This is a genomic window from Xylella fastidiosa (assembly GCF_011801475.1).
Classification (GTDB): domain Bacteria; phylum Pseudomonadota; class Gammaproteobacteria; order Xanthomonadales; family Xanthomonadaceae; genus Xylella; species Xylella fastidiosa.
Genome location: NZ_CP044352.1, coordinates 2119291 through 2131132, shown reverse-complemented (window position 1 = coordinate 2131132; position 11842 = coordinate 2119291). Strand labels below are relative to the sequence as shown.

The following is an 11842-nucleotide window of genomic DNA, read 5'->3' as shown; positions in this document are numbered from 1 at the left end:
CCGTCACCGGCCCCGGCGCCTACCTCGGCTTGAGCACCAACCAAGCCATGACCCAACAAGCCGTTGCCATCAGCAACACCGGCACTGACGGCTACACCTTCCTCAAAGCCACCGGCCCCCTACACCTGGGCACCCTCAACACCCACCGCAGCGACACCACCCAGTGGGACCCCCGCAACAGCCGCCACACCCGCATCGACACCGAACACGGCACCAGTATCACCGGCAACGGCGATATCAACATCAGCGCCGATGTCGGTATCACCGGCCGTGCCGTGACCCTGGACAGCAGCGCCGGTGACCTGACGCTGACTTCCAGACACGGCGCCGTGACCCTGCTGGCCGGAGAAGCACGCCTCAGTGACCAACAAGAGCGCACCAGCCGCCGCAGCGGCCTGCTCCGTTCCAGCAGCAGCCACAGCACCTCCAGCAGCACCGATACCGTCGCCCTCTCCAGCGTCCTGGGCGGCAAGAACATCACCATCACCGCCGCCGACACTGTCCACAGCGTCGGCACCCAGTTCATTGCTGATCAAGACATCGACATCTTCGGCACCAAGGGCGTGCGCCTGGAGAGCGCACAAAACACCCACAGCTCCAGCTACACCAGCCAACAGCGCAGCAGCGGCCTCTCCCGCGCCGGCCTGGGTGTGAGCATCGGCTCCAGCCGATCCAGTGAACAAGGCGACACCCAGGCCACCTCCAGCGTTGCCAATACGGTGGCTGCACTCAATGGCAACATCACTATCCACTCCAGCCAAGGCAACGTCGATGCTGCCGGTAGCGAACTGCTTGCCGCCGGCAACCTCAGCGCCAGCGGCGTCAACGTTGACCTGGGCGAGGTCTACGACACCCTCAGCACCCACGAACAGCAATCCAGCAAACAAAGCGGCCTGACCATAGGCTTCAACAGTGCTCTAACCAGCACCGCTCAGGGCGTCTCGGCTGACCTGAAAAACCGCCGCAACGCCCCCACCGGACGGCTGAGCAGCCTCTACGGCTGGCGTGCCCTGAGCACCGCCGCCAGCGCCGGCTATCAGGCCTATGGCGAAATCGACACCCTGCGCAAGACCAGCAGCCTGCCGAGCACCTTTCAAATCGGCGTCTCTGTCGGCACCAGCAGCAGCCAAAGCCAAAGCAGCATGAGCGCCCGCACCGCCCGCGGCACCCAATTACGCGCCGGTGGTGACATCTCCATCACCGCCTTTGGTGTTTACGAACTGGATGAAAAAGGCAATCCCACACTCAAAGCAGGCACCGGCAACATCAACGCCACCGCCGCCCAGTTCAGCAGCCATAATCTGAACCTCACCGCCGCTGGCAACCTGGACGCCCACAGCGCCCAGAGCACCCAAGAACAAACCTCCAGCCAGCGCCACCGCAGCGCCAGCCTGGGTGCCAAGATCGGGGTGACCGGCGGCGGCACCAGCGTCAGCGCCGATGTGGCCCGCGGCCGCGGCTCCTCCCGCCAGCAGTCCGTCACCCAGGTTGACACCGTCTTCACCGTGGCCAATCACGCCACCATCAGCGTTGGCGGCGATGCCACCATGAAGGGGGCCCACCTCAACGCCCACTCCATTAAAGCCACCATTGCCGGCAACCTGGACATCACCAGCCTGCAAGACACCCTGCAGGCCAGCGCCCAGCAACGCCAGAGCAGCATCGGCGGCACCTGGGTCATCAACGGCGCCGGCAGCACCGCCACCTTCAGCCGCAACCGCCAAGACGCCACCCAAGACTACGCCAGCGTCCGCAACCAAAGCGGCCTATTTGCCGGTGCCGGTGGCTATGACATCACCGTCGGCGGCCATAGCCAATTTAACGGCGGCGCCCTCACCAGCACCGCCCCGCAGGCACTCCAAGCCTTCTCCACCAACACCATTGGCTATACCGACATCCACAACCACAACAGCGCCAACGCCAGCGCCTCTGGCATCACCATCGGCAGTGACCTGGTCAGCGGCCTGAGCAAAAACAACCCCAACGGCACCGCCAACCTTGGTTTGTCGATCTACAGCGGCCTGAGAAGCGGCGCCGGCCAATGGATGGCCAATGCAGACCGCAGCGTTAACCAACACAGCACCACCGCTGCCGTGGTCAGCGCCACAAACATCCAGGTCAGTGACCCTGGCAGCAGCGGCGCCCTGGCCACCCTGCGCCGTGACCCCATCGGCGCCCACCAGGCCTTAAGCCCCACCGACCTGGGCGCCCTGCAAACCGATGTCCAGCAGCGCAGCCAGGGCGGCGCCCTGCTGGCTGACATCGGCCGTACCATGGTGGACCAGAGCATCAGCAACATGCTCACCCCCACACTCAACAGAGTGTTCTGCATCCAACAACCCTGCACCAACGACCATGTTGCCAACGATGCCCTGGTGAAAGAACGCACCGAAGCACTGCGCCAGGCCCATCCGGGCTGGTCGGACCGAAAACTCCGCCAACACGCCGTTGCAGAACTCGCACTCACCGACCACAACGCCAACCGCGTGCTGGATCAAGACAAAGTCAAGGAGATGATTGCCAATAAAGGCGAGGGCCACTACAGCCTGCAACATGACCTGCTGGCCTCCGGGCGCTGGGGCATCAGCCGCGGCATCGGCAATGTCCAAGTGCTGCCGGTGAGCCTGGCCGACCTCAGCCGCTTATCGGACGAAGAAAAGAAACACGTCACCCTCTACGGCAACGGCATCAGCAACGACATCCACCGCGCCGGGGAACTGGCCTTGCAGATGACGCCGAAGAATGACAAAACGCACGAGATTCGGGAAAGCGGCGAAACCTACCAAAACACCACCTACCAGGCGTATACCAAACCCACCCACCAGCTGGGGGAACTGGTGACCGCCGGCATTGAGAAACTGCTGGAGATCACCAAAATCGCCAGCCCTGCCTCGCGGCTCCAGGCCGCGGCGGCCAAAGAGGTGATGTATAACGCCGAGGACAAAAAATATACAAATCCGATCTATCTAGAGGGCCACAGCCGCGGCACCATGACCCTCAGCAATGCGTTGCGGCTACTCGCCGCGGATCATGTGTTTGGAAAAAACCTTGAAATACTGGCCTACAACCCTGCCGCGGAAGGGGGGCGCCTGACCGAGGCCGCTGCCTTGGTGACCAGCAATTCAGTCGACATCTGGTCACCACGCAAGGACTTTGTGGCTAACAAGATTGGCGGCTATGCCGGCGATGCCACCTTCCATGATCTGCGGGAGATCTTCCAAACCAACTACTCCGTGCACAGCAGCGGCGGCACCGCCGCCCTGGGTAGCGACTCAAACCATGTCGATAAAGACAAACTGTTTAGCTTTCTTGGCCTGGATATCAACGATATGAACGCCAAGCGTCAGGGGCGGACCATCGGGCTGCTGGAGCAATGGCAGAAGACACCCCGCCCAGAGGACCCGGTGGCGACCCAACTCACCCAACTGCAACGCCTGCTGTGGCAATCCCAGCAGTGGCAACAGCAGCTGGACACCACCCCGGGGGTGCTGACACGGCCCACCCCGACCACCCCGGACGCCCCCAGCGCCCGGCAACAGCACCTCCAGCAGTTGCGCCAGTCCCTCACCCCACATTAAGGAGCCTTCTCCATGCAACGACGTCCCTTACTCGGTGTATCCCTACTCGCCGCCAGCCTGTTGCTGGCCGGCTGCAGCAGTGGCCCCCCCATCGACAGCCGCACCGGTAAACCGATGATGGCCGGCCCCTGGGAGAACCGCGACCTCAGCCTGGAATACTTCAATTTGGATTTTTTAGGCCAATACACCGTCAAACATGCCTTTATCAATGGCATCAATATCAAACGCTGTTATCGCGGCTCACCGCCTGACCATGTGCAGGTGGTGATGGTGACGTCCCCCAGTGGCTCCACGACTCCGGGGATTGTGGCAGATGGCCGTATTAACCAGCCCCCTGAAGCATGGCCAATGCGGGCATACTTCATCGGCTCCCAGTACTCCAATACCAGCAACACATACCAGCCCGATGGGACCGTGCTACGCAACCCCGATGGCACCCCGCAAAAGAAGGTGGTGAAAGGCTGGACATTTAATGCCTTGTGCAGTGCGGAGTTTGCGGGGGGTAATTACATTGGCTTTGGCATCCGCAGTGCTGCTAGCGAAAGTATCGACAGCAATACTAAAGCTATGATTGCTCGGCTAAGTGGTCTTGATCCGGATTACAAGGACACTTACAAGGACAGTCGTTTTTTAGATCCCCCACGCACCGAGACGCGCTGGGGCAACCACTGGACTTGGTACCGCACCTATATACCGACACCGTTTTGGAATGGTACAGAAACCTGGATGACCCCGATTGGCAACACCGGCTACTACATCACCGTGTACCTCAACTTTATTGAAGCCGCCCGCCAAAAAAACACCGAAGACTACCAACGCGCCCGCAAACTGATGGACGGCATCCTGCAATCGGTGGTGATCCAGAAGCAGTGACGGGCTGGGCGATCCCCTGGAGGCCGTTCATCACTCAAGTCATGAACCGCCTTTATATTCAGGACAGCGGCCAAACCTACCGCAACACCACCTACCAGGCGTATACCAAACCCACCCACCAGCTGGGGGAACTGGTGACCGCCGGCATTGAGAAACTGCTGGAGATCACCAAAATCGCCAGCCCCGCCTCGCGGCTTCAGGCCGCGGCGGCCAAAGAGCTGATGTATAACACCGAGCAAGATAATCACTCCAACCTGGTGTATTTGGAGGGCCACAGCCGCGGCACGATGACCCTTAGCAATGCACTGCGGGTGCTGGCAGGATTTAATGTGGGTGACACGAAATTAGAGGTGCTTGCCTACAACCCTGCGGCAGAAGGCAACCGCCTTGCTGAAGCCGCTGCCCTGGTGACGAAAAAACCAGTCAAGACCTGGGCCCCGCCCAAGGACTTTGTGGCTAACAAGATTGGCGGCTATGCCGGCAATGCCACCTTCCATGATCTGTGGGAGATCTTCCAAACCAACTACTCCGTGCACAGCAGCGGCGGCACCGCCGCCCTGGGCAGCGACTCAAACCATGTCGATAAAGAGAAACTGTTCAGCTACGAAGGCCTGGATATCAAGGACATGAACGCCAAGCGTCAGGGGCGGACCATCGGGCTGCTGCAGCAATGGCAGAAGACACCCAGCCCAGAGAACCCGGTGGCGACCCAACTCACCCAGTTGCAACGCCTGCTGTGGCAATCGGGCCAGTGGCAACAGCAGTTAGACAACACCTCCGGGCTGCTGACACGGCCCACCCCGACCACCCCGGACGCCCCCAGCGCCCGGCAACAGCAACTCCAACAGTTGCGCCACTCCCTCACCCCCTACTAAGGAGACCCCCTTATGTCCCTGCATCCGCGACTGTCTTGCTCCCTGCTGGCCGCCAGCCTGCTGCTGGCCGGCTGCAGCAGCGGCCCCCCCATCGACAGCCGCACCGGCAAACCGATGATGGCCGGCCCCTGGGAGAACCGCGACCTCAGCCTGGAATACTTTCAGCTGGATTTTTTAGGCCAATACACCGTCAAACATGCCTTTATCAATGGCATCAATATCGACCGCTGTTACCCAGGCGCGCCGCCTGACCATGTGCAGGTGGTGATGATGTCTTTCCGTGATGGCTCCAGGAGTCCGGGGATTGTGGTGACGGGTGGAGGACGTCCTCCACGCCCTGCCGATGAACATGCCGCATTTATCGGCTCCCAGTACTCCAATACCAGCAACAAATACCAGCCCGATGGGACCGTACTACGCAACCCCGATGGCACCCCGCAAAAGAAGGTGGTGAAAGGCTGGACATTTAATGCCTTGTGCAGTGCGGAGTTTGCGGGGGGTAATTACATTGGCTTTGGCATCCGCAGTGCTGCTAGCGAAAGTATCGACAGCAATACTAAAGCTATGATTGCTCGGCTAAGTGGTCTTGATCCGGATTACAAGGACACTTACAAGGACAGTCGTTTTTTAGATCCCCCACGCACCGAGACGCGCTGGGGCAACCACTGGACTTGGTACCGCACCTATATACCGACACCGTTTTGGAATGGTACAGAAACCTGGATGACCCCGATTGGCAACACCGGCTACTACATCACCGTGTACCTCAACTTTATTGAAGCCGCCCGCCAAAAAAACACCGAAGACTACCAACGCGCCCGCAAACTGATGGACGGCATCCTGCAATCGGTGGTGATCCAGAAGCAGTGACGGGCTGGGCGATCCCCTGGAGGCCGTTCATCACTCAAGTCATGAACCGCCTTTATATTCAGGACAGCGGCCAAACCTACCGCAACACCACCTACCAGGCGTATACCAAACCCACCCACCAGCTGGGGGAACTGGTGACCGCCGGCATTGAGAAACTGCTGGAGATCACCAAAATCGCCAGCCCCGCCTCGCGGCTTCAGGCCGCGGCGGCCAAAGAGCTGATGTATAACACCGAGCAAGATAATCACTCCAACCTGGTGTATTTGGAGGGCCACAGCCGCGGCACGATGACCCTTAGCAATGCACTGCGGGTGCTGGCAGGATTTAATGTGGGTGACACGAAATTAGAGGTGCTTGCCTACAACCCTGCGGCAGAAGGCAACCGCCTTGCTGAAGCCGCTGCCCTGGTGACGAAAAAACCAGTCAAGACCTGGGCCCCGCCCAAGGACTTTGTGGCTAACAAGATTGGCGGCTATGCCGGCAATGCCACCTTCCATGATCTGTGGGAGATCTTCCAAACCAACTACTCCGTGCACAGCAGCGGCGGCACCGCCGCCCTGGGCAGCGACTCAACGCATGTCAATGCCCCCGAGTTGTTCAGCTACGAAGGCCTGGATATCAACGACATGAACGCCAAGCGTCAGGGGCGGACCATCGGGCTGCTGCAGCAATGGCAGAAGACGCGGCGTCCCGAGGACCCGGTGGCGACCCAACTCACCCAGTTGCAACGCCTGCTGTGGCAATCGGGCCAGTGGCAACAGCAGTTAGACAACACCCCCGGGCTGCTGACACGGCCCACCCCGACCACCCCGGACGCCCCCAGCGCCCGGCAACAGCAACTCCAACAGTTGCGCCAGTCCCTCACCCCCTACTAAGGAGACCCCCTTATGTCCCTGCATCCGCGACTGTCTTGCTCCCTGCTGGCCGCCAGCCTGCTGCTGGCCGGCTGCAGCAGCGGCCCCCCCATCGACAGCCGCACCGGCAAACCGATGATGGCCGGCCCCTGGGAGAACCGCGACCTCAGCCTGGAATACTTTCAGCTGGATTTTTTAGGCCAATACACCGTCAAACATGCCTTTATCAATGGCATCAATATCGACCGCTGTTACCCAGGCGTGCCGCCTGATCATGTGCAGGTGGTGATGATGACCACTCCCAGTGGCTTCACGACTCCGGGGATTGTGGTGACGGGTGGAGGACGTCCTCCACGCCCCGCCAGCGAAGCTGCCGCATTTATCGGCTCCCAGTACTCCAATACCAGCAACAAATACCAGCCCGATGGGACCGTGCTACGCAACCCCGATGGCACCCCGCAAAAGAAGGTGGTGAAAGGCTGGACATTTAATTCATTGTGTAAGGCGGAGTTTGCGGGGGGCAATGACATCTACTTTGGCATCCGCAGTGCTGCTAGCGAAAGTATCGACAGCCATATTAAAGATATGATCTGGCGGATGACTGCCCCCGATCGGGATTACAAGTCCAACCGTTTTATAGACGCCCCACGCACCGAGACGCGCTGGGGCAACGCCTGGACCTGGTACCGCGCCTATATGCCAACCCCGGTGGGGGATGGTGTGGAAATGTGGATGACCCCGATTGGCAACACCGGCTACTACATCACCGTGACCTTCAACTTTATTGAAGCCGCCCGCCAAAAAAACACCGAAGACTACCAACGCGCCCGCAAACTGATGGACGGCATCCTGCAATCGGTGGTGATCCAGAAGCAGTGACGGGCTGGGCGATCCCCTGGAGGCCGCTCATCGCTCAAGTCATGAACCGCCTTTATATTCAGGGCAGCGGCCAAACCTACCAAAACACCACCTACCAGGCGTATACCAAACCCACCCACCAGCTGGGGGAACTGGTGACCGCCGGCATTGAGAAACTGCTGGAGATCACCAAAATCGCCAGCCCTGCCTCGCGGCTCCAGGCCGCGGCGGCCAAAGAGGTGATGTATAACGCCGAGGACAAAAAATATACAAATCCGATCTATCTAGAGGGCCACAGCCGCGGCACCATGACCCTCAGCAATGCGTTGCGGCTACTCGCCGCGGATCATGTGTTTGGAAAAAACCTTGAAATACTGGCCTACAACCCTGCCGCGGAAGGGGGGCGCCTGACCGAGGCCGCTGCCTTGGTGACCAGCAATTCAGTCGACATCTGGTCACCACGCAAGGACTTTGTGGCTAACAAGATTGGCGGCTATGCCGGCGATGCCACCTTCCATGATCTGCGGGAGATCTTCCAAACCAACTACTCCGTGCACAGCAGCGGCGGCACCGCCGCCCTGGGTAGCGACTCAAACCATGTCGATAAAGACAAACTGTTTAGCTTTCTTGGCCTGGATATCAACGATATGAACGCCAAGCGTCAGGGGCGGACCATCGGGCTGCTGGAGCAATGGCAGAAGACACCCCGCCCAGAGGACCCGGTGGCGACCCAACTCACCCAACTGCAACGCCTGCTGTGGCAATCCCAGCAGTGGCAACAGCAGCTGGACACCACCCCGGGGGTGCTGACACGGCCCACCCCGACCACCCCGGACGCCCCCAGCGCCCGGCAACAGCACCTCCAGCAGTTGCGCCAGTCCCTCACCCCACATTAAGGAGCCTTCTCCATGCAACGACGTCCCTTACTCGGTGTATCCCTACTCGCCGCCAGCCTGTTGCTGGCCGGCTGCAGCAGTGGCCCCCCCATCGACAGCCGCACCGGTAAACCGATGATGGCCGGCCCCTGGGAGAACCGCGACCTCAGCCTGGAATACTTCAATTTGGATTTTTTAGGCCAATACACCGTCAAACATGCCTTTATCAATGGCATCAATATCAAACGCTGTTATCGCGGCTCACCGCCTGACCATGTGCAGGTGGTGATGATGACCACTCCCACTGGCTTCACGACTCCGGGGATTGTGAAAGAGATCGCTAATCGTCCGCCGGAACCGTATAGCCAGTCCGCCGCATTTATCGGCTCCCAGTACTCCAATACCAGCAACAAATACCAGCCCGATGGGACCGTGCTACGCAACCCCGATGGCACCCCGCAAAAGAAGGTGGTGAAAGGCTGGACATTTAATTCATTGTGTAAGGCGGAGTTTGCGGGGGGCAATGACATCTACTTTGGCATCCGCAGTGCTGCTAGCCAAAGTATTGAGGAGAAGATTCAGGGCACATCTTCTCGGGTCAGTGGTCCCGATCGGCATTTCAAGGACAGTCGTTTTTTAGATCCTCCACGCACCGAGACACGCTGGGGCAACACCTGGACCTGGTACCGCGCCTTGATCCCAACCCCGGTGGGTGATGGTGTGGAAATGTGGATGACCCCGATTGGCGACAGCGGCTACTACATCACCGTGACCTTCAACTTTATTGAAGCCGCCCGCCAAAAAAACACCGAAGACTACCAACGCGCCCGTAAGCTGATGGACGGCATCTTGCAATCGGTGGTGATCCAGAAGAAATAAAGGAGCCTTCTCCATGCACGTCCGTCTTCTACTGGGTTCCTCCCTACTCGCCGCCAGCCTCTTGCTGGCCGGCTGCAGCAGTGGCCCCCCCATCGACAGCCGCACCGGTAAACCGATGATGGCCGGCCCCTGGGAGAACCGCGACCTCAGCCTGGAATATTTCCAGTTGGATTTTTTCGGCCAATACACCGTCAAACATGCCTTTATCAATGGCATCAATATCGACCGCTGTTACCCAGGCTCACCGCCTGACCATGTGCAGGTGGTGATGGTGACGTCCCCCAGTGGCTCCACGACTCCGGGGATTGTGGCAGATGGCCGTATTAACCAGCCCCCTGAAGCATGGCCAATGCGGGCATACTTCATCGGCTCCCAGTACTCCAATACCAGCAACACATACCAGCCCGATGGGACCGTGCTACGCAACCCCGATGGCACCCCGCAAAAGAAGATGGATAAATGGTGGAAGTTTAATCCACTGTGTAAGGCGGAGTTTGCGGGGGGCAATGACATCTACTTTGGCATCCGCAGTGCTGCTAGCCAAAGTATTGAGGAGAAGATTCAGGCAGTGACGGATTTGGTCAATGAATCTGGGATTAGGTCCAAACGCGCTTTTTTAGATCCCCCACGCACCGAGACGCGCTGGGGCAACACCTGGACCTGGTACCGCGCCTTGATCCCAACCCCGGTGGGTGATGGTGTGGAAATCTGGATGACCCCGATTGGCGACAGCGGCTACTACATCACCGTGACCTTCAACTTTATTGAAGCCGCCCGCCAAAAAAACACCGAAGACTACCAACGCGCCCGCAAACTGATGGACGGCATCCTGCAATCGGTGGTGATCCAGAAGCAGTGACTGCCCCATGTTCTCCATATCAGAGGCTGTGACTCGCCAGCGCTGTACGGCACGATGCACGGTATTCTGCCGGGCAGCACCAGCACCAGCACCAGCACCAGCACCAGCACCAGCAGCAGCAGCAGCAGCAGCAGCAGCAGCAGCAGCAGCAGCAGCCAAAGCCAAAGCCAAAGCCAAAGCCAAAGCAGCATGAGCGCCCGCACCGCCCGCAGCACCCAATTACGCGCCGGTGGTGACATCGCCATCATGGTCTTTGGTGTTTACGAACTGGATGAAAAAGGCAAGCCCACACTAAAAACAGGCACCGGCAACATCAATGCCACCGCCGCCCAGTTCAGCAGCCACAATCTGAACCTCACCGCCGCTGGTAACCTAAACGCCCACAGCGCCCAGAGCACCCAAGAACAAACCTCCAGCCAGCGCCACCGCAGCGCCAGCTTGGGTGCCAAGATCGGGGTGACCGGCGGCGGCCCCAGCGTCAGTGCCGATGTGGCCCGTGGCCGTGGCAGTGCGTGCCGTGATTCCGCTGAGGGGCAGTGTTACTTGAGGGGCGCTGAAGTAGGCAATCAAACACCGCAAGGTTGTCGGTTATCGTGAGTTGGGAGGGGTGGAAATCGTTTGCAGCAATAGTATGAAGCAACGGGCGGCTGATGGTCAGATATCTGAAGCGCTGCCCGAGGTGTCGGGCAGCGATAAGGGGGGCGCTGAGGGATTGTGAAGGCCGAGCAGGAGTCGGGTTTGATGGGGCTGTGCAGGGGTTTGCTCAGTCGGAAGCGTTGTAGGGTAGGGCAAAGGTTGCGGTTTGTTTGTCCCGCTAGACGTTCTGGGAGGGGACGGTGTCGCTTTAAGGTTGTTTGGGTTGTGGATGGTTATCACAGTCCTTGGTTGAGCGAGCAGTCATGAGTTGGGTACGGCGTTCTTTGGCTGTTTTGATCGCCTGATTCCGTTCGAGGGTGTTGCCGATGCCGAAATCCCCCAAGAAGCTGGCAACTGACATGCCACTGAATTTTGCTTGTTCTGCGACTTGTTGTTCGAAAGCGTCAATCTTTGCCAGTTCTAAGTCGATTTGGGTGCAGTTGTAGTTACGGCTCTCGTAGCTGGTTAATGGTTGTAGTCTTCCATATCGCTTTGTGGCGCAGCCTGAGAGCAGTGTTGCTGTTGTAACAGCGAGTAGGGCGATGACATAGGTGTTTTTCATTGTGTATTCCTCTCCTTGTTGATGAGTTTTTTTCGACTTCGTGCTCCCCTTGTGATGTTGTTGTTTGACGAAGTCTTCAGTGTGCCTTTTGGTAACGTCGTTTTTGATCGTTATAGGTAGCAG

Annotated in this window: 11 protein-coding genes; 10 read left to right on the top strand and 1 reads right to left on the bottom strand. The window is 59.1% G+C overall.

What is annotated here, in order from left to right; genetic code table 11:
• Positions 1–47 precede the first annotated feature (47 nt).
• From F7G16_RS12830 to F7G16_RS09860, 10 genes are read left to right on the top strand one after another with little or no spacing between them, the layout of a single operon-like run.
• On the top strand, positions 48–3578 hold the full coding sequence (locus F7G16_RS12830; RefSeq protein ID WP_425527309.1) for a hemagglutinin repeat-containing protein: 3531 nt from the start codon (positions 48–50) through the stop codon (positions 3576–3578).
• A 12-nt stretch (positions 3579–3590) separates the two neighbouring features.
• Positions 3591–4451 (top strand): DUF769 domain-containing protein, encoded by an 861-nt coding sequence (locus F7G16_RS09900; protein ID WP_140161859.1) that lies wholly within the window; start codon positions 3591–3593, stop codon positions 4449–4451.
• The gene (locus F7G16_RS09895; protein WP_140161282.1) at positions 4448–5326 is read left to right on the top strand and encodes a hypothetical protein; all 879 of its coding nucleotides are present in this window, start codon (positions 4448–4450) and stop codon (positions 5324–5326) included. Before F7G16_RS09900 ends, F7G16_RS09895 begins: the two co-directional genes overlap by 4 nt.
• A 12-nt stretch (positions 5327–5338) precedes the next feature.
• Positions 5339–6196: a DUF769 domain-containing protein gene (locus tag F7G16_RS09890; RefSeq protein WP_140161858.1), complete on the top strand. Its 858-nt coding sequence runs from the start codon at positions 5339–5341 to the stop codon at positions 6194–6196.
• Positions 6193–7071, top strand: coding sequence for a hypothetical protein (locus F7G16_RS09885; protein ID WP_140161857.1), 879 nt, complete (start codon positions 6193–6195; stop codon positions 7069–7071). The genes F7G16_RS09890 and F7G16_RS09885 overlap by 4 nt, the downstream gene beginning before the upstream one ends.
• A 12-nt stretch (positions 7072–7083) precedes the next feature.
• Positions 7084–7929, top strand: coding sequence for a DUF769 domain-containing protein (locus F7G16_RS09880; RefSeq protein WP_128712506.1), 846 nt, complete (start codon positions 7084–7086; stop codon positions 7927–7929).
• On the top strand, positions 7926–8804 hold the full coding sequence (locus tag F7G16_RS09875) for a hypothetical protein (protein ID WP_038233168.1): 879 nt from the start codon (positions 7926–7928) through the stop codon (positions 8802–8804). The genes F7G16_RS09880 and F7G16_RS09875 overlap by 4 nt, the downstream gene beginning before the upstream one ends.
• A gap of 12 nt (positions 8805–8816) precedes the next feature.
• Positions 8817–9662, top strand: coding sequence for a DUF769 domain-containing protein (locus tag F7G16_RS09870; RefSeq protein WP_140161856.1), 846 nt, complete (start codon positions 8817–8819; stop codon positions 9660–9662).
• Positions 9663–9675: 13 nt separating this feature from the next.
• Positions 9676–10521: a DUF769 domain-containing protein gene (locus F7G16_RS09865; RefSeq protein ID WP_004089585.1), complete on the top strand. Its 846-nt coding sequence runs from the start codon at positions 9676–9678 to the stop codon at positions 10519–10521.
• A 54-nt stretch (positions 10522–10575) separates the two neighbouring features.
• Positions 10576–11118, top strand: a complete 543-nt coding sequence (locus F7G16_RS09860; RefSeq protein WP_128712471.1) for a hemagglutinin repeat-containing protein — start codon at positions 10576–10578, stop codon at positions 11116–11118.
• Between the two features lie 247 nt (positions 11119–11365).
• On the opposite strand, the gene F7G16_RS09855 is transcribed toward F7G16_RS09860, so the two are convergent.
• Positions 11366–11719 (bottom strand): hypothetical protein, encoded by a 354-nt coding sequence (locus F7G16_RS09855; RefSeq protein WP_004089599.1) that lies wholly within the window; start codon positions 11717–11719, stop codon positions 11366–11368.
• Between the last annotated feature and the right edge of the window lie 123 nt (positions 11720–11842).

Excerpts from the sequence above, each read along its gene's own strand:
- F7G16_RS09855 (WP_004089599.1), bottom strand. The coding sequence starts at position 11,719 with ATGAAAAACACCTATGTCATCGCCCTACTCGCTGTTACAACAGCAACA.
- F7G16_RS09870 (WP_140161856.1), top strand. The coding sequence starts at position 8,817 with ATGCAACGACGTCCCTTACTCGGTGTATCCCTACTCGCCGCCAGCCTG.
- F7G16_RS09865 (WP_004089585.1), top strand. The coding sequence starts at position 9,676 with ATGCACGTCCGTCTTCTACTGGGTTCCTCCCTACTCGCCGCCAGCCTC.
- F7G16_RS09900 (WP_140161859.1), top strand. The coding sequence starts at position 3,591 with ATGCAACGACGTCCCTTACTCGGTGTATCCCTACTCGCCGCCAGCCTG.
- F7G16_RS09880 (WP_128712506.1), top strand. The coding sequence starts at position 7,084 with ATGTCCCTGCATCCGCGACTGTCTTGCTCCCTGCTGGCCGCCAGCCTG.
- F7G16_RS09860 (WP_128712471.1), top strand. The coding sequence starts at position 10,576 with ATGCACGGTATTCTGCCGGGCAGCACCAGCACCAGCACCAGCACCAGC.
- F7G16_RS09890 (WP_140161858.1), top strand. The coding sequence starts at position 5,339 with ATGTCCCTGCATCCGCGACTGTCTTGCTCCCTGCTGGCCGCCAGCCTG.
- F7G16_RS12830 (WP_425527309.1), top strand. The coding sequence starts at position 48 with ATGACCCAACAAGCCGTTGCCATCAGCAACACCGGCACTGACGGCTAC.